Source organism: Pseudarthrobacter sp. B4EP4b (assembly GCF_006680095.1).
Taxonomy (GTDB): domain Bacteria; phylum Actinomycetota; class Actinomycetes; order Actinomycetales; family Micrococcaceae; genus Arthrobacter.
Genome location: NZ_VHIJ01000012.1, coordinates 1 through 21,400 on the forward strand (window position 1 = coordinate 1; position 21,400 = coordinate 21,400).

The 21,400-nt window shown below is 66.2% G+C and carries 18 protein-coding genes; 9 read left to right on the forward strand and 9 right to left on the reverse strand.

Annotation, left to right across the window (positions count from 1 at the left end; translation table 11 throughout):
• Positions 1 to 125: 125 nt before the first annotated feature.
• On the reverse strand, positions 126 to 1,004 hold the full coding sequence (map, locus tag FNL14_RS04685) for a type I methionyl aminopeptidase (RefSeq protein ID WP_142058053.1): 879 nt from the start codon (positions 1,002 to 1,004) through the stop codon (positions 126 to 128).
• 121 nt (positions 1,005 to 1,125) lie between these two features.
• Between map and FNL14_RS04690 the strand changes: the two genes are divergently transcribed.
• A complete protein-coding gene (locus tag FNL14_RS04690; protein WP_139205017.1) occupies positions 1,126 to 1,293 on the forward strand; it encodes an SPOR domain-containing protein in 168 nt (55 codons plus the stop codon).
• Positions 1,294 to 1,454: 161 nt separating this feature from the next.
• Here the strand turns inward: FNL14_RS04690 and panB are convergent, their stop codons facing one another.
• Positions 1,455 to 2,351: a 3-methyl-2-oxobutanoate hydroxymethyltransferase gene (gene panB, locus FNL14_RS04695; protein WP_142058055.1), complete on the reverse strand. Its 897-nt coding sequence runs from the start codon at positions 2,349 to 2,351 to the stop codon at positions 1,455 to 1,457.
• A gap of 267 nt (positions 2,352 to 2,618) precedes the next feature.
• On the opposite strand from panB, the gene glnA (FNL14_RS04700) reads away from it, so the two are divergent.
• The 5 genes from glnA (FNL14_RS04700) (at position 2,619) to FNL14_RS04720 (ending at position 8,964) form a co-directional block, all read left to right on the forward strand.
• A complete protein-coding gene (gene glnA / locus FNL14_RS04700; protein ID WP_091421917.1) occupies positions 2,619 to 3,959 on the forward strand; it encodes a type I glutamate--ammonia ligase in 1,341 nt (446 codons plus the stop codon).
• 9 nt (positions 3,960 to 3,968) lie between these two features.
• Positions 3,969 to 6,980, forward strand: coding sequence for a bifunctional [glutamine synthetase] adenylyltransferase/[glutamine synthetase]-adenylyl-L-tyrosine phosphorylase (locus FNL14_RS04705; RefSeq protein WP_142058057.1), 3,012 nt, complete (start codon positions 3,969 to 3,971; stop codon positions 6,978 to 6,980).
• A gap of 60 nt (positions 6,981 to 7,040) precedes the next feature.
• Complete coding sequence (locus FNL14_RS04710; RefSeq protein WP_142058059.1) at positions 7,041 to 7,484, forward strand: VOC family protein; 444 nt, start codon at positions 7,041 to 7,043, stop codon at positions 7,482 to 7,484.
• Positions 7,478 to 8,023 (forward strand): GNAT family N-acetyltransferase, encoded by a 546-nt coding sequence (locus FNL14_RS04715; RefSeq protein ID WP_181762545.1) that lies wholly within the window; start codon positions 7,478 to 7,480, stop codon positions 8,021 to 8,023. The genes FNL14_RS04710 and FNL14_RS04715 overlap by 7 nt, the downstream gene beginning before the upstream one ends.
• Positions 8,024 to 8,514: 491 nt before the next feature.
• A complete protein-coding gene (locus FNL14_RS04720) occupies positions 8,515 to 8,964 on the forward strand; it encodes a hypothetical protein (protein WP_139205015.1) in 450 nt (149 codons plus the stop codon).
• A gap of 151 nt (positions 8,965 to 9,115) precedes the next feature.
• Here FNL14_RS04720 and glnA (FNL14_RS04725) read toward each other — a convergent pair whose 3' ends face one another.
• Positions 9,116 to 10,540, reverse strand: coding sequence for a type I glutamate--ammonia ligase (gene glnA / locus FNL14_RS04725; protein WP_142058063.1), 1,425 nt, complete (start codon positions 10,538 to 10,540; stop codon positions 9,116 to 9,118).
• A 278-nt stretch (positions 10,541 to 10,818) separates the two neighbouring features.
• Between glnA (FNL14_RS04725) and FNL14_RS04730 the strand changes: the two genes are divergently transcribed.
• Positions 10,819 to 11,256: an RDD family protein gene (locus tag FNL14_RS04730; protein ID WP_142058065.1), complete on the forward strand. Its 438-nt coding sequence runs from the start codon at positions 10,819 to 10,821 to the stop codon at positions 11,254 to 11,256.
• Between the two features lie 12 nt (positions 11,257 to 11,268).
• Here FNL14_RS04730 and FNL14_RS04735 read toward each other — a convergent pair whose 3' ends face one another.
• The 4 genes from FNL14_RS04735 to lipB form a co-directional block, all read right to left on the reverse strand.
• A complete protein-coding gene (locus tag FNL14_RS04735) occupies positions 11,269 to 11,616 on the reverse strand; it encodes a DUF3817 domain-containing protein (RefSeq protein WP_142058192.1) in 348 nt (115 codons plus the stop codon).
• Positions 11,617 to 11,784: 168 nt separating this feature from the next.
• Positions 11,785 to 12,537, reverse strand: coding sequence for a DUF4191 domain-containing protein (locus FNL14_RS04740; protein ID WP_091421905.1), 753 nt, complete (start codon positions 12,535 to 12,537; stop codon positions 11,785 to 11,787).
• A gap of 101 nt (positions 12,538 to 12,638) precedes the next feature.
• Complete coding sequence (gene lipA, locus FNL14_RS04745; protein WP_142058068.1) at positions 12,639 to 13,658, reverse strand: lipoyl synthase; 1,020 nt, start codon at positions 13,656 to 13,658, stop codon at positions 12,639 to 12,641.
• Positions 13,655 to 14,323, reverse strand: coding sequence for a lipoyl(octanoyl) transferase LipB (gene lipB, locus FNL14_RS04750; RefSeq protein ID WP_142058070.1), 669 nt, complete (start codon positions 14,321 to 14,323; stop codon positions 13,655 to 13,657). The genes lipA and lipB overlap by 4 nt, the downstream gene beginning before the upstream one ends.
• Before the next feature lie 164 nt (positions 14,324 to 14,487).
• Here lipB and FNL14_RS04755 point away from each other — a divergent pair, with 164 nt between their 5' ends.
• On the forward strand, positions 14,488 to 16,296 hold the full coding sequence (locus tag FNL14_RS04755) for a serine/threonine-protein kinase (RefSeq protein ID WP_142058071.1): 1,809 nt from the start codon (positions 14,488 to 14,490) through the stop codon (positions 16,294 to 16,296).
• A 22-nt stretch (positions 16,297 to 16,318) separates the two neighbouring features.
• Here FNL14_RS04755 and FNL14_RS04760 read toward each other — a convergent pair whose 3' ends face one another.
• Positions 16,319 to 17,212, reverse strand: a complete 894-nt coding sequence (locus FNL14_RS04760) for a TIGR01777 family oxidoreductase (protein WP_142058073.1) — start codon at positions 17,210 to 17,212, stop codon at positions 16,319 to 16,321.
• A 73-nt stretch (positions 17,213 to 17,285) separates the two neighbouring features.
• Here FNL14_RS04760 and FNL14_RS04765 point away from each other — a divergent pair, with 73 nt between their 5' ends.
• Positions 17,286 to 20,804, forward strand: coding sequence for a S41 family peptidase (locus FNL14_RS04765; RefSeq protein WP_142058075.1), 3,519 nt, complete (start codon positions 17,286 to 17,288; stop codon positions 20,802 to 20,804).
• Between the two features lie 80 nt (positions 20,805 to 20,884).
• On the opposite strand, the gene FNL14_RS04770 is transcribed toward FNL14_RS04765, so the two are convergent.
• Complete coding sequence (locus FNL14_RS04770; protein ID WP_142058077.1) at positions 20,885 to 21,313, reverse strand: OsmC family protein; 429 nt, start codon at positions 21,311 to 21,313, stop codon at positions 20,885 to 20,887.
• Positions 21,314 to 21,400: the final 87 nt, after the last annotated feature.

The window sequence follows — 21,400 nt, forward strand, 5'->3', positions numbered from 1 at the left end:
GGGCAGGGGAGGGGCGGCGGGCAGCCGGCCCGGTTGTTGCTAAGTCTGCGGTGGCTGCTGGTCAGCAGCGGCGGTTCTGTTACCGGCGGCGGCACTTTATCGCGTCCGACGCCGGTGCCGGCTGGTCAGGGGAGCGTGAGGATCTCGGCGCCGGTATCCGTGACCAGCAGGGTGTGCTCAAACTGGGCGGTGCGCTTGCGGTCCTTGGTCACCACTGTCCAGTCATCGGCCCACATGTCCCATTCCACCGTCCCCAGCGTGAGCATCGGTTCAATGGTGAACACCATGCCGGCTTCGATGACGGTGTTGTAGGCGGGGGCGGCATCGTAGTGCGGGATGATCAGCCCGGTGTGGAACGCTTCGCCAACGCCGTGACCGGTGAAGTCCCGGACCACGCCGTAGCTGAAACGCTTGGCGTAGGACTGGATGGCGCGGCCGATCACGTTGATCTCCCGCCCCGGGGCAACCGCCCTGATGGCCCGGTTCAGGGATTCCTGCGTCCGTTCCACCAGGAGACGCGATTCCTCGTCAACATCGCCCACCAGGAAGGTGTAGTTGGTGTCCCCGTGGACGCCGCCGATAAAGGCGGTGATATCGATATTGATGATGTCGCCGTCCTGGACCACTGTGCTGTCCGGAATCCCGTGACAGATGACCTCGTTCACGGACGAGCACAGGGACTTCGGGAATCCCCGGTACCCGAGGGTGGAGGGATAGGCGTGGTGGTCAAGGAGGAACTCGTGGCCCACCTTGTCCAGGTGGTCCGTGGTGACGCCGGGTTCGATGTGCTTGCCCACCTCGACGATCGCCTGTGCGGCGATTTTGGCGGCCACCCGGATCTTCTCGATGGTCTCTGCGGACTTGACCTCCGAGCCGGTGAATTTGGCGGGCGCCGGCTTGCCGACATACTCCGGCCGGGGGATGGACGCCGGTACTGGACGCTGCGGGCCCACGGTTCCCGGGGTGAGGGTGCCGATGGGTGCAGTGGAGGCAAGGGAAGGCATAGATTGATCATATAAGGCACCACAGAAGGCCTAACAACCGGGAGCCGCGTCCGTGCCGCGTAAGAATTTAAGTTACGCGCGTCACGTAAGCAGCTTCCTGCCGGCGGAACGGGGAAGAGCGATGACCGAGTACTGGTACAACATCAAGACCCACGAGGTGGAGGAGGACCGGCTTTCGGACTGGAGCCAGCTGATCGGACCCTACAAAACCAGGGAAGAGGCCGAGCACGCACTTGAAAAGGTCCGCGCGCGCAATGAGGCGTGGGACAAGCAGGACGACGACGACTGAGGGCTTTGCCGGGCAGGGCGTCTTGGCGGCACTACTCCGCGGACTGCCTCGGCCGCGGGCGGCCTCACCTTGACGTCCGCTTCCGCAGTACCCCCAAGACACCATCAAGGCGCCCCGACGGTTGCTGGCTGCCGGCCCCGTGTCAGTAGGCGCCGCCGGGCTTAGAAGGTGTGTTCCGGGCCGGGGAACTGGCCTGACCGTACGTCCTCACCGTACGCAGTGGCTGCATCAAGCAGCGTGGTGCGCAGGTCCGCGTACTGCTTGACGAATTTGGCCATCCTGCCGCCCCGGAGGCCGGCCATGTCCTGCCACACGAGCACCTGGCCGGTGGTTTCCTTACCGGCGCCGATGCCAACGGTGGGAACCGTGACGGCCGCGTCCACCGCCGCCGCAGTCTCGGCGGGAACCATTTCCATCAGGACGCTGAAGGCGCCCGCCTCAGCCAGCGCGACGGCGTCGTCAATCAACCTTTGGGCATCGTCGCCGCGGCCCTGCACCCGGTACCCGCCCAGCGCGTGCTCGCTTTGCGGCGTGAAGCCGATGTGGGCCATAACGGGAATCCCGGCCTGCACCATGGCCCGGACAGTAGGGGCGTAATACTTGCCGCCCTCGATCTTGACCGCGTGCGCGAGGCCCTCCTTCAGGAACCGCACACCAGCGGCGACAGCCTGCTCCGGCGAGACCTCGTAGCTGCCGAACGGCAGGTCGGCCACCACCAGCGCGCGCTTGGCCGAACGCGCCACAGCCCGGCACAAGGGAAGCAGTTCGTCCACAGTCACCGGAAGGCTGGTTTCGTTGCCGAAGACATTGTTTGAGGCCGAGTCCCCCACGAGGAGCACCTCGATGCCGGCGGCATCGAAGATCTCTGCCGTGTACTGCTCATAGGCGGTCAGCATGGCAAACTTCGTGCCGGCATCCTTGGCCTGCTGGAGGTGGTGGATCCGGACCTTTGCCGGTTTCCGCGCGGAGGCAGCCGCGCCGCCCTGGGCAGGTCCGCTGCCATAGGGGGCGGGAACGTCTGCGGGCACGCTGGAATCGGAGCTGTTGCTTGAGGCCATGGCATGAGCGTAGTGCCGCACCTGCCGTCCTAGCTACCGGTTGAGGGCACCGCCCAGGTGATTCGCGTCATATGGGCGGGGGAGCCTGGCCGCGATGCCGGTGGTGTGGCCCGTGCGCGTCAGGGGTTCCGGTGTGTTAATGCTGTGTTACGCGCCCCGCCGTCTCCAGCATCGCCGCCAATTGCTTAGTACAGTGTTGGTGAACTGCTTTCCGGCTTCCTCCTCTGCGGACCGGGGCATGGACGTTGACCGACAGAAGAGGCCATCATGGACCGCCAGCAAGAGTTTGTCCTGCGCACTATCGAAGAGCGCGACGTACGTTTCGTGCGCCTGTGGTTCACCGACGTCGTGGGTTCACTCAAGTCCGTGGCCCTGGCGCCCGCCGAAGTTGAGGGCGCCTTCGAGGAAGGCCTCGGCTTCGATGGTTCAGCCATTGAAGGGCTCGCCCGCGTTTTCGAATCCGACATGCTGGCACAGCCGGACCCCTCCACCTTCCAGATCCTGCCGTGGCGCGGCGAAACCGAGCAGACCTCGCGCATGTTCTGCGACATCCTCACCCCCGACGGCGAGCCCTCCGCCGCCGATCCCCGCAACGTCCTCAAGCGCACCCTGGCCAAAGCGGCGGACATGGGGTTCACCTGCTACACCCACCCCGAGATCGAGTTCTACCTCCTCAAATCGCAGGAGCCGGGACCGGACGGGGCTCCCGTGCCCGTCGATGAGGGCGGCTACTTTGACCACGTACCGGGCGGCGTAGCGCAGGATTTCCGCCGGACCGCCGTGACCATGCTGGAATCCGTGGGAATCTCCGTCGAGTTCAGCCACCACGAGGCCGGGCCGGGCCAAAACGAAATCGACCTCCGGTACGCCGATGCGCTGCAAACCGCGGACAACATCATGACGTTCCGCACCGTGATCAAGGAAGTGGCGCTCCAGCAGGGCACCTACGCCACCTTTATGCCCAAGCCCTTCACCGCGCACCCCGGCTCCGGCATGCACACGCACTTCTCCCTGTTCGAGGGCGACACCAACGCCTTCTACGAGGCCGGCGCGGAGTTCCAGCTGTCCAAGACCGCCCGCCAGTTCATTGCCGGCATCCTCAAGCACGCCCCTGAATTCACGGCCGTCACCAACCAGTTCGTGAACTCCTACAAGCGCCTCTGGGGCGGCGGCGAGGCCCCGAGCTACCTGAGCTGGGGACACAACAACCGTTCCGCGCTGGTCCGCGTTCCGCTGTACAAGCCGGGCAAGGGCCAGTCCGCGCGGATCGAATACCGCGGCATCGATTCAGCAGCCAACCCCTACCTTGCCTACGCCGTCCTGCTGGGCGCAGGCCTCAAGGGCATCGAAGAGGGCTACGACCTGCCGGCCGCTGCCGAGGACGACGTCTGGTCGCTGAGTTCGGCCGAACGCCGCGCCATGGGCCATGACCCCCTTCCCGCGAGCCTGCATGACGCCATCAGGTCCATGGAGGATTCGGAGCTGATGCCGCAGATCCTGGGCGAGCAGGTCTTCGAACACTTCCTGCGCAACAAGCGCGCCGAGTGGCAGGACTACCGTCTCCAGGTCACGCCCTACGAACTGCAGCGCAACCTGGGCATCCTCTAGGGAGCGGTGGTGAGCCTCGCACGGCGCCTGATCTCCGCCGGCTTCAGCGATCTCGAAAAGGGCGAGCGGTTCCTCGCTGCCCGCGAGCTCGAAGGACTGGACGAAGACAGGCTCTTTGCCGGGCTCCAGATGGCTGCCAGCCCGGATACAGCCCTGCAGTCCCTGGTCCGCCTGATCGAAAAGCATCCGGCCCTGCGGGAGCTTGCGGCCGCCGACCCCGAGACCAGCGAGCCGCTGTACCGCGTCCTGGGAGCGTCCGAGGCGCTGGGGGAGTTCCTGATCCGCCACCCTGAACACCTGTCCGCCTTTGAAGTGCGGCCCAGCCCTGAACCCCAGCCGGCCGATCCGCAGGAGCTTCGCGCCACCCTGTTGCAGTCCGTGGGCGCCGATCCCCGGGCCGCGCGGCCGGTGGCAGCAACCACCGGAACCGACGCCTACGCGGCCCTTCGGACGGCCTACCGCAGGGGCGTTGTGGACCTGGCAGTCAAAGACCTGTGCGCCGCGGACCCGCTGGACTTCATGCCGTCGGTGGGCGGGGAGCTCGCAGATCTCGCGGGCGCCGCCATCGAGGCCGCCCTTGCCGTCTCGCGTGCCGAAGCGGCCGGCCAGTTCAGCGCCGCGGACGTGGCCGACGTCGGCCTGGCTGTTATTGGCATGGGCAAATGCGGGGCCCGCGAGCTGAACTACATTTCCGACGTCGATGTGATCTATGTGGTGGAGCCGGGCAGCCTGGACGACGCTGCCGCTGCCACCATCGGCACGGCCCTGGCCAGCGGGATCTCCCGGGCCATCTCATCGGTGGCCCGCGAACCCGGGCTCTGGGAGGTGGACGCGAACCTGCGGCCTGAGGGTAAATCCGGGCCCCTGGTCCGGACCCTGGCCTCACACCAGACGTACTATGCGCGGTGGGCGGAGAGTTGGGAGTTCCAGGCACTGCTCAAAGCACGCACCATCGCCGGTGACGCCGCCCTTGGCCAACTGTACGAAGAGGCCATCACGCCGCTGATCTGGAGTTCGGCCAGCCGCGACGGCTTTGTCGAATCAGTCCAGGCCATGCGCCGCCGCGTCACCGAACACATCCCGCCTGCGGAGGAACAGCGGCAGATCAAACTGGGCCGCGGCGGACTGCGGGACGTTGAATTCACCGTCCAGCTGCTCCAGCTGGTGCACGGCAAATCCGATGAATCGCTCCGCCGGCGCGACACTACGTCCGCCATTGCCGCCTTATCCGCAGGCGGCTACATTGGGCGTGCCGATGCTGCAGCCTTCGACAACGCCTACCGGTACCTGCGGCTCCTGGAGCACCGCATCCAGCTTTTCCAGCTGCGCAGGACCCACCTCATGCCGGTGGGGGAACCGGCACTGCGTGCACTGGCCAAGGCAGTGCTCGGCCCGTTTTCCAACGAACGCCCGCACCCGGACGCCCTGCTCGCTGCCTGGCAGAAGACCAAGCGCTCGGTGCGTGAGCTGCATGAACGGATCTTTTACCGGCCCCTGCTCAACACCGCCGCCAAGCTCAGCAGCGAGGACGCCAAGCTGACGCCCGAGGCCGCCGAGGGCCGGCTCGCCGCCCTCGGTTACCGGGACCCGAAGGGTGCCATGCGCCATATCGAGGCCCTCACGGCGGGCGTGAGCCGGCGGGCCGCACTGCAGCGGCAGTTGCTGCCCATCCTGCTGGACTGGCTGGCCGAAGGCGTGGATCCCGACGGCGGCCTCCTCGCCTTCCGCCGGGTCAGCGAAGCCCTGGGCACCACCCACTGGTACCTGGGCATGCTCCGGGACTCCAAGGCCGCCGCGGAGCGGTTGTGCCATGTGCTGGCCAACTCGCGGCTCATCGCCGACCTGCTGGAAGTGTCCCCGGAATCGGTAGCCTGGCTTGGCCATGACAAGGACCTAGTGCCGGTCACCTTTGAGGCACAGTGGCAGGAGATCACCTCCAAGATGTCCCGCCATGCAGATCCGGAAAGTGCCATGCGGCTGATCCGGCTGATCAGGCGGCGCGAGACGCTGCGGGTCGCCATCGCCGACTCCGCCGGACTCCTGGACCAGGATCGTGTGGGAGCCGCCCTGGCGGACGCCGACAGGGCCGCGGTGCTGGGCGCACTGCGCGTGGCCGAAGGAATCGTCTCAGCCAAGGGGCCACTGAAAACCGCTGTCCTGGTGGTTGCCATGGGCCGGCAGGGCGGGCGCGAGATCGGCTACGGGTCCGACGCCGATGTGATGTACGTCCACCGCTCGTTGCCGGGCTTCTCCGAGGAAGAAGCGCAGGAGCAGGCCTCGCGGATCGTGTCCAAGGTCTCCAGCCTCCTCACCCAGCCGCTGAAGCCGGCCATCATGGCCGAACGGGTCCTCCAGGTGGACGCCGACCTGCGCCCCGAGGGCAAGAACGGTGCGATGGTGCGCTCCCTGGATTCCTACGCCGAGTACTACCGCCGCTGGTCCCTGATCTGGGAGGCCCAGGCCCTGCTGCGTGCCAGGCCCATGGCCGGCGACGACTCCCTGGCTGCGGACTTCCTCGAACTCATCGATCCCATCCGCTACCCGGAGTCTGTATCCGAGCATGACGTACGCGAAATCAGGCGGATCAAAGCACGGGTGGAGTCCGAACGCCTGCCCCGCGGAGCGGATCCGGCCCGGCACCTCAAGCTGGGCCGCGGCGGGCTCAGCGACGTCGAATGGCTGGTCCAGTTGCTGCAGCTGCAGCATGCGGGCAAACACCCGCAGCTGCGCACCACTTCAACCGTGGGTGCGCTCCAGGAGGCAACCCAACTTGGCCTGCTGGCGGCCGACGATGCCGACCTCCTGGCGGCTGCCTGGCGTTTGGCCAGCCGGATCAGGTCCGCCAACGTCATCTGGAGCGGCAAGGCCTCGGACCTGCTGCCGTCTTCGCGGCGCGACCTGGAAGCCGTGGCACGCTGGTGCGGTTACGAACCAGGCCAGGCCGCGGCCCTGGAGGAGGACTACCTGCGGGTCAGCCGGAGGGCCCGTGCCGTCTTCGAACGGGTCTTCTACGGCCAGTAACCGTGAACCGCCCATAGTGCGCGGCTGACAGTTGTCAGGGCCCGGTGTTACGTTGAGCCCATGGCTAACCAACTCTTCCTCAACCTGCCCGTCCAGGACCTCAAGCGCTCGGTGGACTTCTTCAGTTCCCTCGGCTTCACCTTCAACCAGGACTTCACCGACGAGAACGCCACCTGCATGGTGGTCAACGAGAACGCGTACGTGATGCTGCTCGTACAGGACTATTTCAAGACCTTCACCAGGAAGGACGTCGCGGACAACACGGGTTCAGCGGAAGCAATCATCGCCTACTCTGTGGACAGCCGGGAAGCCGTGGAAGAGGCAGTGCGCACCGCGCTGGCCAACGGCGGCTCCGTGTCCGAGGATCCCCACGACTACGGCTTTATGTACAACCACAGCTTCCAGGACCCTGACGGACACCTCTGGGAGGTCTTCTGGATGGATCCCGCAGGAGCGCCCGCCGAGGCCACCGCGGGCGGCGAATCCGCGGGCCAACAATCCTGAACGGAACGGGTGGGGGCGTCTGGCTGATTTCACTCCGGGATATCGACGACGACGCCCGGGCCATCCAGCTGGAAGCCGTGGCCGGACTCGAACTTTTGCCCGGGCAGGAGAAATTTGTTGGCGATCCGCTGCGGATGGCCCTGGCCGGCCTGGCTGAGGAGTCACGACGTCCGTACGTGATTGAAGCCAATGGGCAGGCCGTGGGGGTGCTCACGCTGCAGGCAGGGGCGGCCACGCTTGCCGGCTGGCCCGACGACCATTCCGCCTGGCTGCTGCGCGGCTTCCTCATCGACCGGCGGCAGCAGGGCAAAGGGTACGGTCCGCAGGGAGCGGCCGCCGCTGCGGCGGCCGCCGAGAAACTCAGCAGCCGGCAGCAGAGCCGGGAGGCCGGCGTCGTCCTCTCCGTCAACGAAGCCAATCCCGCGGGCCTGGCCGCCTACCGCCGTGCCGGATTCGAGGACCGCGGCCAGTACCTGGGCGGGTCCTCAGGCCCCCAACGAACCCTGTACCGGGCCTTTGCTGCGGTCCGCCGGCCGTAATCGGACCGCCCGGCGTTGCACTCGGTGCCGGATTGGCACATCATGTGGACTGGCAGTGTTCTTCAAACCTTGTTGGGGGGAAGGCTTCATTTAGTCTTCGTCTCGGGGGACATTCGCCAGGGGATCCGGCTCCCGGTCTCAGCACGTCTGGAGCCGGATCCCCACCTTATGGGGAGTTGCTCCCGGTTCCCGGGATACCGGGCGATCCGGCACTTCCACAGTGTTCCCCGGGCCCCTATGCTGGGGGCTACATACAGATAGCTCTGGGGGCTGCAAACATAGTTTGGGAAGCCATGAAGCAGATCAGGACCGCCGCGCCGGCTGTTGTTTTGTTGCTCGCAGCGTGTTCAGCGCCGGCGCCTGTGCAAGGCGGCCCGCCGGCTGGCGGGGCCGGCCCAAGCGCGGCTCAATCATCGGCCACGGCACCAGGCGCGACGCCGGCAGGACTCTACGGGCTCACTACGGCCTCGGGCGCCCATATTACTTTTACGTTGCCGGCACCTGCGACCGACCCTGCTGTAGCTGCAATCGAGGCCTACCGGGTCAAGGTCGGAGCAGCGCCTGTTTCATACCTCGTGGCGGACGTGGACAACCGCACCGGCACGGCACCAGTGAATCTGTACATGGTGAGCGCCTCCAGTCCGGAAGGGCGGCAAGCCACGTTCACCAGTGTCGCCGATGCGCTCCATAGCTGGGCACCCACGTTTAGTTACGACTACAAGTGGTCCATGGATGGCAAACGCCTGGACGAGGCACAAGGCGCCGGGTTGAAGCGTGAGGCTGATGAGTTGTACAACGCGGACATCAGTGATGTGGACATAGCGGAGCGCACTACTGTCATTCTCGCGTCAAGTGACGCCGACCTGCCCGCGGGGTTCAGCAGGGTGGCCGTACAACCATCAGTTACGGGCAGTGAAGAGGAAGCACAGCCGGTCCGTTGACCCTGCATCCTGCGCATGCGGGCCGGAAACCTTGGCGGATCCGGACAGCAGTAAGGCCGGCCCCAAGGGAAACCTTGAAGCCGGCCTTTCCTGTATAAAAGATCCTTGCGGACTGTTTGCGGGCTATGCCCGCGTCAGCCGCAGAGCCTGACTAGACGCCGTAGTAGAGCTCGAACTCGTAGGGGTTCGGGCGCAGGGACAGCGGGCGGATCTCGTTTTCGTACTTGTACTCGATCCAGGTGTCGATCAGGTCCTGGGTGAAGACACCACCGGCCTGCAGGAACTCGTTGTCCTCGGCCAGGGCTTCCAGGGCTTCCTCGAGCGTGCCCGGAGCCTTGGGGATGTCCTTGGCTTCCTCAGCGGGGAGCTCGTAGAGGTCCTTGTCGATGGGTGCCGGCGGCTCGATGCGGTTGCGGATGCCGTCGATGCCGGCCATCAGCTGGGCGGCGAAGGCCAGGTACGGGTTGGAGGAGGGGTCCGGCGCGCGGAACTCGATGCGCTTGGCCTTGGGGTTGGTGCCCGTGATGGGGATACGGATACCGGCGGAGCGGTTGCCCTGCGAGTAGACCATGTTGACCGGGGCTTCGAAGCCCTTGACCAGGCGGCGGTAGGAGTTCACCGTCGGGTTGGTGAAGGCCAGGACGGCGGAGGAGTGCTTGAGCAGGCCGCCGATGTACCAGCGGGCGGTGTCGGACAGGCCGGCGTAGCCCTTCTCGTCGTAGAACAGCGGCTCGCCGCCGTTCCACAGCGACTGGTGGCAGTGCATACCCGAGCCGTTGTCACCGAAGACCGGCTTGGGCATGAAGGTCACGGACTTGCCCCAGGCGTCTGCGGTGTTCTTGATGACGTACTTGAACTTCTGCAGGTCATCGGCAGCGTGCGTCAGGGTGGTGAACTTGTAGTTGATCTCGGCCTGGCCGGCAGATCCAACTTCGTGGTGGCTGCGCTCGACCTCAAGGCCGGCTTCGTCCAGGGCAACACACATGGCGTCGCGGAGGTCGGCCTGCTTGTCAGTGGGGGAGACCGGGAAGTAACCGCCCTTGACGGGGGTCTTGTAGCCGAGGTTTCCGCCCTCTTCCTCGCGACCGGTGTTCCAGTGTGCTTCTTCGGAATCGATCTTGTAGAAGCTGCCCTGCGGGGAGGACTGGTACTGGACGTTGTCGAAGACGAAGAACTCTGCTTCGGGAGCGAAGAATGCGGTGTCTGCGATGCCTGTGGAGGCCAGGTAGGCTTCGGCCTTCTCAGCCACGCCACGGGGGTCGCGGTGGTAGGGATCACCCGTGCGGGGGTTGACGATGGAGAAGTTCAGCGCGAGAGTCTTTTCCATGCGGAAGGTGTCCAGGAACGCGGTGGTGACGTCCGGGATCAGCTGCATGTCGGACTCGGCGATGCCCTGGAAGCCGCGGATGGAGGATCCGTCGAAGAGCTGGCCGTTGATGAAGAAGTCGGCGTCAACGCTCTTGGCCGGGACGTTAAAGTGCTGCTGGACACCCGGGAGATCGGTGAAGCGGATATCGACGAACTTAATATCTTCGTCCTTGATGAACTTGAGGACTTCGTCCGCAGTCTTGAACATCTATGCTCCTAACGCATATGTAAATATCTGGCGTGACAGCCATCTGATCCAACGCAATCCAAAGGCAGGGAGACCACAAGGTTTCCCTGCTGATGTGCACCCTGCCGGGGGATTCGCTTGAAACTGCTAACAGCCTATGGATGGGGCATTTCCCGTCCGTGTCCGTATTGTTTCGGGCAGGTTACAGAATGCCCTGATATGGCAACGCTACTGGCCGTCCACACTGTGGTCTAACCGCATCCACACTGTGGGCGGGTGAACACGCGTAAGCTTGGACGGTGGTAGATCGCAAAGACCTCGGTTCCTGGCTCACTGGCCCCGACACCTCCGGCATATCCAGGTATCCGGGTGAGCGGCTTGGCCTGCCGGAGTCCGGTCCCGGTTCCATCGCACGGGCAGGCCGCCGGATCGTTGCGCTCATGATCGACTGGGGCATCGCGCTGTTGATCAGCAACTTCGCTTTTGGCGGCGACGCCTGGGCAAACCTGGCCATTTTCGCCGTCGAGCAGATCCTCCTGGTCGGCACCCTCGGCTACAGCATCGGGCACCGCGCCATGGGCATCCACGTCGTGCGGGCCGGCGGCGGAGCGCCGGGACCGCTCGCTGGCCTGGTGAGGTCTCTGCTGCTGTGCCTGGTTTTCCCTGCCGTGATTTTCGATCCCGACCATCGCGGACTCCATGACAAGGCGATGAATACGCTCCTGCTGCGCCGGTAGGATCCGCGGGCGTCAGGCCCGGCTGGTTTCCCTGAGGGGTCCCGACCCGACCGCCGAAAGATGTCCGCGCCTGCCCGCCCAGCGCTCGAACCAGAGGGTGGCGAAGGGGAAAACAGCCGAGATCCCGGCAAAGAACGCCACCATGAACGGCCACCGCTGCAGCCGCCAGAGTGCCAGCGCCGTGATCCCGTAGCCAACGAACAGTGCTCCGTGGATGGGGCCGGCCACCTGCACGCCGATTTCCGTGGTAACGGCAATCCACTTGAAGTACATGCCGATCAGGAGCGCGGCCCAGCTGAACGCTTCAGCGATGGCGAAGATCCGGAAGGCGCGCAGCGCCAAGGTTTTGACGGGCGGTATGGCGTCGCCCTGGGTTGTCTGTTCCTCGTTGACGTGGGCCTGGTTGACCTGGACGTCTGCCTGGTCCTCTGTCAGATTGCTGTGGTTCACGCTGTCCTGTCCTCCTGGCAGTATTGGTGCACTAAAAAGCCCCGGTACCGGCAGGTAGCCGGTACCGGGGCTTTTGGCCTAACGTCCGCGGTTGGGGCGGGCCTTGTAGGGGTCGATGCCCTTGGGAATGGGGAGCCGGGTGCCCAGCGAAGCGATCCGCTTGGAGACCGCATTGACTTCGAGCTTGGTCAGTTCGTTCTTCATTTTGCCCATTTTCTTTGCCACCTGGCTGATGGGCACCTGGCCCTCGCCGCGTCCGCTTTCAATGACGTGGACGGTGACGTTGGGCAGGATCCGGGCAAGGCGCTTGCGTTCTGCGTCCAGCAGCGGCTTCACGCGGTGGCTGGGCCCTTCACTGACCAGCACGACGCCGGGGCGTCCAATGGCGCGGAACACGGCGTCCTGCGTGCGGGGGTTGACGGCGACGGGCTGGTCCTCCGTGATCCAGCCGCGGCGGAGCGTTCCCAGTGCGGCGCCGGAGGCGCCCGGCTGGTTTTCGATCTGGGCGAAGGCAGCGCGCTCGGCGCGGCGCGACAGGATCAGCGTGGCACCGAGCAGGCCCAGCGGGATGCCGATGATGAGGCCGGTAATCCAGTTCTCCAGCCAGAAGCCCACCAGGAAGCTGACGGCCACAACACCGAGGAACACCAGCAGCATCAGCCACGGGACCATGGGGTCATGGCGGCGGGTCATGTTGAAGACCTCACCGATCTGCTTGAGCCGGCTGGGCTTCTTGACCTTCGCTTCTTTCGGCTTGCGGGAGAAGAGGCCGCGCTTCACTGCGCTCGAGCCCGCAGGAGTGGGGTTGCTGGAATCAGGGGATTTCGCCATAGTGCCTCAATTCTACGTGACCAAAGCCGAAGGGCCGGCACCGGAGTTCTCCGGTGCCGGCCCTTCGGGGTGTTGTCTTTTGGCGTCTGGGATGGTTGGTGTCAGGAGTGCGCGGCGAGCAGTGAGCTGGCTTCCTGGCGGGTGGTTCCGGAGTCCTGGATGCCCTCGGCGATGTGGGCGAGTTCGGCGGGGATGTCCCGGCCCTTCTTGCGCATTGCGGTGGCCCAGAGCCGGCCTGCCCTATAGGAGGAGCGCACCAGCGGGCCGGACATTACGCCGAGGAAGCCGATCTCGATGGCCTCGTCCTGGAGGTCCACGAACTCCTGGGGCTTGACCCACCGGTCCACCGGCAGGTGCCGCTCGGACGGGCGCAGGTACTGGGTGATGGTGATCAGGTCGCACCCCGCCTCGTGCAGGTCCCGCAGCGCTTCGGAGATCTCTTCACGGGTTTCGCCCATGCCCAGGATCAGGTTGGACTTGGTCACCATGCCCAGGTTCCGGCCCTGCGTGATCACATCCAGGGACCGCTCGTACCGGAAGGCCGGCCGGATCCGCTTGAAAATCCTTGGCACGGTTTCCACGTTGTGCGCGAAGACTTCGGGCTTGGAGTCGCAGATCGCGGCGATGTGTTCGGGTTTGCCGGAGAAGTCCGGGATCAGCAGCTCCACCCCGGTGCCCGGGTTCAGCTCGTGGATCTTCCGGACCGTTTCGGCGTACAGCCACACGCCCTCGTCCGCCAGGTCGTCGCGGGCCACCCCGGTGACGGTGGCGTAGCGCAGCTGCATGGCCTGCACGGACCGGGCCACCTTGGTGGGTTCGAACATGTCTACCGGGGAGGGCTTGCCGGTATCGATCTGGCAGAAATCACACCGGCGCGTGCACTCGGACCCGCCGATCAGGAACGTGGCTTCCTTGTCCTCCCAGCACTCAAAAATGTTGGGACAGCCGGCCTCCTCACACACCGTGTGCAGGCCCTCTTTTTTCACCAGGTTCTTTAGCCCGACGAACTCCGGACCCATCTGGACCTTGGCCTTGATCCACTCCGGCTTGCGCTCCACCGGAACAGCAGAATTACGCTGTTCAACGCGCAAAAGCTTCCGGCCTTCAGGTGCCAATGTCACAGTAGAGCTCCTTCGGGGGTAGCGACCAGGGCGTCTTCATTCTTGCGCAGTTCTTCGGTGATCCGGGAAACGAGGTCTGCCGGGGCAACGTCATAACCGGTTTCCTGGGCGATGGTGGTCACGCCCGCATCGGTGATGCCGCAGGCGATGATCTGCGAGTACGGGGTGAGATCGTTGTTGCAGTTGATGGCGAAGCCATGCATGGTGACGCCCTCGTGGACGCGGATGCCGATGGCTGCGATCTTCCTGTCCGGGCCCTTGTCATCGGCAGTGAGCCAGACCCCGGCACGGCCTTTGATCCGTACAGCCTCGATGCCATAGTCGGCGAGGACGGCGATGATCACGGACTCGAGGCGTTCCACATAATCACGGATGCCCGCGCGGTTCTTCAGCTTGATAATGGGGTATCCCACCAGCTGGCCCGGGCCGTGCCAGGTAAGTTTACCGCCACGGTCCACCGGGACAACGGGGGTACCGTCAAAGGGCCGCTCATGGTCCTCGGTGCGTTTGCCGGCCGTGTAGACCGGGGCGTGTTCCAGGAGAAGGACGGTGCTGGGGGCCTTGCCGGCGACGACGTCGTCATGGAGTTCGCTCTGAACGGCCCAACCGCGGGTGTAGTCCACAAAGTCCGGAGCAAGACCCAGCTGTGAAAACTCAAGAGTCATGGGAACCAGCTTAGACCTTGGGGGGCCGCAGGCCCGGTTTAGTGCTGAAGCTCACCCCGGGCAGTGAGCCAGCCCCCATCGGCCGAAAAAGCCCTTGGAGCCAGGCCTGTGCCTACCTGTGGATAACTTCTGCACGGGGTTCCGGATTCGGCTAGACATAGGTCATGGAAGAATCGCAGCGCCCAAGGGTCCCCGGATATGCGGTGGGGAGGTTGCTCGGCCACGGTGGCAGCTCTTCAGTCTGGCTGGTCAAGGAGGAGAGGACTGGCCGTGAGTTTGCCCTGAAGTGCCTCCGCCGGACCGCGCGGCGGGCAGCACGCCGGGAAGAGATGACGGAAGAGGGGATCCGCCGCGAAATCCGTATCCTCTCAGTGCTGGACCACCCCCACCTTATTAAGGCCCATAGCGCCGTCAGGGTGGAAGACGGGCAAGACAGTACGGCCGGCCTGATCATGGACTATGCACCCGCCGGTTCGCTCGGTGGGCTGGTGGCGGCACGGGGCAGGTTGAGTGCCGGCGAGACGGTGACAGTCTTGACGCCCATCGCGCAGGTGCTCGGATACCTGCACAGCAAGGGGTTCACGCATGCCGACGTCTCGCCGGGCAACGTCCTGTTTACCGGCCAGGGGAAGCCGATGCTGTCCGACGTCGGAATCGCCCGGATGCTTGGCGATCCTGCGTCCGCGCCGGGCCGTGGCACGCCGGGCTTTACGGATCCGGCACCCGTGGACGCCGTCCGGGCCGGCCTGCAACCCGAGCGCGACGTGTATTCGGCTGCCGCCCTGGGCTGGTTCTGCCTGACCGGGTCGCCGCCGCAACGCACGGTGGACCGCCCACCGCTGACACTCCTGGTTCCGGCCGTCCCCAAAGAGCTCGCCGTGGCTCTTGAGTCCGGGCTTAACGAAGACCGGCGGCTGCGGCCCACGGCAGCAGCATTCGGGACCGCCATCTACCGGAGCGCATCGCCATTGCCACTTGATCTCGCGTCTGCGGTCCATCCCACAGTCCTTCCTGAACTGGTGACGCGCCTGCACGCGCCGGCATCACCCAGCGGACTGCGCGAAAGGCTCGATTTCTTGCGGCGCCGGCTGGCAACATCGACATGGGCCGGTTGGTTCCCTAACCCGCAGAAGTTGCCGTTCCCGGCGTCGGACTCCACGGTGTCCACGGCAGCCCAGGCCATGCCCGGCCAGGCCCCCGGGGACCAGCGGAAGGACCAGATCGCGCGTGGGCAAGGAATAGGACAGCCCGCGCTGGACAAGCGGAGGGGCAAGCCCGCGCCGGACCGGCGGAACAACCAGGCCGCGGTAAACCGGGAGAAGAGCCGGCCTGCCGGGATGCGGGGCAGGGCCCGGCACGCTCAGGCGGAACCCAGGGGAGCGCTGCGGCGGGGTGCTGTTGCCGCCGCAGCCCTTACCGCGGCCGTCTGTGCCTGGTGGCTTGTTGGAGCGGGGCTCACAGCAGCAGGACCGGGTTCGCCGCCCGCCGGCCAAAGTGCCGGAACCGCAGGTGCCTACCCGGAAACGCCTTCCGTGGAGGCGCCGCAGCGGCAGGACCCGGCCGACGCCGCGCGGCTGCAGGCGGGTTCGCCGGATCCCGGGGTGGCAGTCCAGGGACTGTCGTCGCTGAGGTCCCTGGCCTTCAGTTCCGGCAGGCTGGAACTGCTGGACGAAGTGAACCAGCCGGGCGCAGGTGCCGCAGCAGCAGACCGGCGAATTGCCGAGCGCCTGCAGGCATCCGGGCATAGGCTTGCGGGCTTCTCCACGGCACTGTCGCAGGTGCACACAGAAGAGGGCGCAACATCGGCCCGTGCAGTGGTGGCGGTGACGTCCGCCTCGTCCGCCTACGAGGAGAAGGACGCCCAGGGTGCCGTTGTCGCGGCCGGTGCCGCCGGTGCTGAGCAGCGGATCCGCGTTGTGCTTGTATCCGTCGACGGCAGGTGGCGGGTCACTGAAATCCTTCCAGGCCCTTGACTTGTCTGCGGCCGGAGAGCCGCTACTCCTTGCCGGCCACCCACTCGGCTGCCTGGGCGAGCGTTGGGTGCTGCCAGGTGAATCCCGCAGAGGACAGGCGTGCGGGCTCCATCCGCTGGCTGGCGAGCAGCAGTTCATCGGCCAGATCGCGCATGACAAACCGCAGCACCGGACCCGGAACCCTCAGGGCAGCGGGACGGTGCAGGGCATGGGCCAGGGCAGCCACCAGCTCGTTGACGTTGGCTTCCTCGGGGGCGCACAGGTTGACCGGGCCGCTTACGTCCGATTCCAGCAGGAAGAGGAAAGCCGCGGAGACGTCCGGCAGGGTGATCCAGGGCCAGTACTGGCGGCCATTCCCCAGCGGGCCGCCAATCCCCAGCCGGATCAGCGGCAGCAGCCTGCCCAGTGCTCCTCCCTTACGGCTGAGCACCACCGCCGTGCGCGGAGTCACCACCCGTATACCAGGGGGAGCGGCGGCAGCTGCAGCCTCCCACTCGGCGCAGATCCGGGCCAGCGTCCCGGCACCTTGCGGCGCATCTTCCCGGAGCACGGTGTTCCCGGCGTCACCGTAGTAGCCGGCACCGGACTGGCTGATAAATACGGGCGGCGGGGAATCCAGTTGGCGCATGGCGCTGGTCAGGGTGCGGGTGGCATCCAGCCGGGAGCTGAAGAGCTCCGCAACCCGTTTTCGCGTCCACGGCCTGTCCCCGATGCCGGCGCCGGAAAGATTAACGACGGCGTCAGCGCCTTCCAGCGCCTTGGGGTCCAGTTCACCGGCGGCCGGGTTCCACTGGACTTCCGCGGCTGAGGAGGCCTCGCGCCGCACCAGGGAAATCACCTGGTGGCCGGCCGTACGGAAGGTTGCGGACATGTGGGTTCCGATCAGCCCGGAGGCCCCGGCGATGACTATGCGCATGCTGTCCATCACACCACGGCTGCCACACCGGCACCTCCAACGGCGCCGCGTGGGGGATGACTATGATCGAACGATGACCTCTTCGAGCTACTTCCGTTACCCGCACGTGCACGGCGATCTGGTCACATTCGTGGCCGAGGACGACGTGTGGATTGCACCCTTGGACGGCGGCCGCGCATGGCGTGTCTCCTCGCTCCAGCTTCCTGCCCGCAATCCGCGCTTCACCCCCGACGGGCAGCGGCTGGTGTGGACGGTGGTGCAGGGAACGGCGCCGGAGGTGGTGTCGGCGGCAGTAGACGGCGGGGATTACCGGCAGCTGACGTACTTTGGTCACAGCACCACCAAAGTCAAAGGCTTCACCGCCAGCGGCTCAGTGGTTGTCACCAGCGCGTTCCGGCAGGCCGAAAGCAGGCACACGCACGCCTACAGCGTCCCGCTCGACGGCGGCTGGGCGGAAGAGCTGCCGTTCGGCCCGGTGGAGTCGGTGGCCTTCGGCCCCGAGGTGGGTGATGAGCGGCCCGTAGTGGTGGGCAGCGTATTGTCCCGCGAGCCCGCCTGGTGGAAGCGCTACCGCGGAGGCACTGCAGGAAAGCTCTGGATCGACAACGACGGCAATGGAGAGTTTGAGCGCCTGCTGCCGGACCTGGACGGCAACCTCGCCGACCCCATGTGGGTGGACGGGCGGATTGCATTCCTGTCCGACCAGGAGGGTTACGGCAACCTGTATTCGGTGTTGCCCAATGGAAAAGACCTGCAGCGCCACACGGACCACGAGGACTTCTATGTCCGCCATGCCAGCACGGACGGCAAGCGGATCGTCTTCGAGTCTGCGGGTGAACTGTGGGTGCTTTCCGGGCTCGGGGCCGACGCCGTGCGGCTGGACATCACGTTGGGGTCGGCCTCGCAGTCGAGGCGGCCGGCACTGCTTAATACAGCCAAACACCTGGGCGAGGCAGTCCCGGACGCTGCCGGCTCGGCCAGTGCGGTGGAAGCCCACGGCACCATCTCCTGGCTCCGCCACAAAGACGGTCCATCGCGCATCATCGAAGCAACCCCAGGGGTCCGCGCGCGCCTCCCAAGGCCGCTGAACAACGGGCGACTGGCCTACGTCGCCGATCATGACGGCGTCGAAGCACTATTCATCAAGGATGTCGCCGGGCCCGTCCCCGGCACCTCCGACGCACCCTCCGCAGCCAGGCCCGCCGGACCTCAGGACGGTGGGGCAGCCGCCCCGGCACAGGGCCGTGACGAGGAGCACGCGCCTTTGCCGCAGCCGGTCCCTGCTGCCGGCGCTGCAGTCCTGGCCGCGAACACAGCGAAGACCGCCGTCCGGGATGACCAGCAGGCTGACGTCGCTCCTGAGGAAACGCCGTCTCCTGACAACGCGAAGGCCGAGCCGGCTGCGCACGCCCAAACGCTGCGCATCGGTTTTCCGCGCCCCACCCGGACCAGTTCGCTGGAGGCAAGCCCGGACGGCAACTGGCTTGCGCTGGGCACATCGTTCGGCGAGGTCTACGCGGCCGATACGCGGACCGGCGAACTGACCCTGGTGGCAAGCATCGGCGAAGGCACCGTTTCGGACCTCGCCTGGTCCACGGACTCCCAGTGGCTGGTCTGGTCCGAGCCGGTCACCTCTTTCGGTTCGCGCAGCCGGCTCCGGCTGGCAAAGGTGTCGGATCCCGGGGCCGGCCCGGTGGACGTCACGGATGGCCGGTTCCGGGACACGTCTCCCGCCTTCACTCCGGACGGGAAGTTCCTGGCCTTCCTGTCCAACCGCAGCTTCGACCCCGTCTATGACGGGCACTCCTTCGACCTCTCCTTCCCCAGCCCCATCAAGCCCTACCTCGTGGCACTGGCTGCAGACACGCCGTCGCCCTTTGGTCCTTCAGTGGATCCCGATGCCGGTGAGGCTGAGGCGGCAAAGGCTGACCCGAAGCAGGATGAGGCGGCCGCCCCCGAAGTCATCGTGGATCCCGAGGGCCTGGCCCACCGCGTTATCGGCGTTCCCGTGCCGCAGGGCAACTACACGTCACTGAAGGCGGCCGACGGCGCTTTGCTGTGGCTCGACTGGGCCCTCGCCGGGGTAACCGGTGACGGCAAAGCCAGCCAGGAGGACAAGGATGCACGCCCCAGCCTGTCCCGTTTCGACCTCGCCCGCCGGAAGCAGACCACCCTGGTGGAGTCTTTGGACAGTTTCCGGCTCTCCGGAGACCGCAGCAAAGTGGTGCTGATCTCCGAAAAGAAGGTCACGGTGGTCCCGGCGGACAAAAAGGTGGACGAGGAATCCGGCGACCTTGTCAAGGTTGACCTGGGGCGGATCCGGGTCATGATGGAACCGCTCCGCGTCTGGGGCCACGCCTTCGACGAGGCCTGGCGGCTGCAGCGCGACTTCTTCTGGGCAGAGGACATGGCCGGGCAGGACTGGGAGTCCATCCACAAGCGCTACCGCCCCCTGGTGGACCGCCTGGGCTCGCACGATGACCTGGTGGACCTCCTGTGGGAGCTGCACGGCGAACTTGGAACGTCCCACGCCTACGTCAAGCCGGCGCCGGTCACCGAAAACGGCAGCCACGGCCAGGGGCGCCTGGGCGCGGACCTATCGCTCACCCCGGCCGGCTGGGAAATCACACGGATCCTTGCCGGCGAGTCCTCAGACCCGCTCGCTACATCTCCGCTGACCCGCCCGGGCGTGGGCGCCAAGGCAGGCGACATCCTGCTGGCCGTCGACGGGGTTCCGCTGTCCGCCTCCGTCACCCCGGCCATGCAACTGGTCGGAGCCGCGGGCCGGGCCGTGGAACTGACGCTGCTCAACGGCACCGCGCACGGCGGACGTGCCGGCACGCAGCGGCGGGTTGCCGTCGTTCCGGTGAAGGACGAGGAGCGCCTGCGGTACCAGGAGTGGGTGGCATCGAACCGGCGCACCGTGCGTGAGGCGTCCAGCGGAACCTTCGGTTACCTGCATATCCCGGACATGATGGCCAACGGCTGGGCCCAGCTCCACCGGGACCTCGATACGGAAACGGCCCTGGATGGACTCATCGTAGACGTGCGGCGCAACCGCGGCGGGCACACGTCGCAGCTGGTGGCCGAGCTGATCGGGCGTAAAGTCACCGGCTGGAGCATGCCGCGCGGCGAAAAGCCGCGGACGTACCCGCACCATGCCCCGCGCGGGCCCGTCATCATCCTCGCCGATGAATTTGCCGGTTCCGACGGCGACATCATCACCCAAGTGTCCAAGCTCCGCGGCATTGGCCCTGTGATCGGAACCCGCACCTGGGGCGGTGTGGTGGGCATTGATAACAGGTTCTCCCTGGCCGACGGCACTGGGGTCACCCAGCCGCGGTACGCCAACTGGTTCAGCGGCGGCGTGGGCTGGGGCGTTGAGAACTACGGCGTGGACCCGGACATCGAAGTGGCGTACCCGCCGCATGCCTACGCGGCCGGCCGGGATCCCCAGCTGGAGTACGGCATCGGTGCGCTGAAGGAAATGGTGCAGGAGCTTCCCACGGACCGGCCGCCGGCCCGCGAGGGCTACCGCCGGCTCCGCCCGGCCCCGCTGCCGGCCCGCCGGCCGGGAAGCCGGCAGCCCTAGCCGCAAAGCCCAACGAAAGGCCCTGCCCGGCCGGAAAATCTTCCGGCCGGGCAGGGCCTTTGTTTTGCCTGGGGAGAGGCTTAGGACTGCAGCGTGGCGTCCAGGGTGATATCGATGCTGGCGAGGGCGCCGGAGACGGGGCAGCCCACCTTGGCTTCTGCTGCGATTTTCTGGAACTCGTCCTCGGAGATGCCCGGGATCCGCGCAGACATGGTCAGGTGGCTCCCGGTGATGCCGGTGCCCGGCACGAACGTGACATCAGCCTTGGTGTTGACTTCCTCAGGGGAATGTCCGGCCTGGGCAAGTGCGTGGCTGAAGGCCATGGAGAAACAGGCCGAGTGGGCTGCCGCAATGAGTTCTTCCGGGCTGGTCTTGCCGCCGGCAGCCTCGGTGCGGGCCTTCCACGTGACCTCGTAGGTACCAAGGCCGGAGCTGTCCAGCGTGGTGTTTCCGGAACCCGTCATCAGGTCGCCGTTCCATACGGTGTGCGCGGTGCGTGTTGCTGCCATAACCACTCCTCAAATCGATTCGAACCGGGGCAGGCTGCTGCCAGGACCCCGCCGCTACCCATCCTATGGATTCGGCACCCCGGGTGC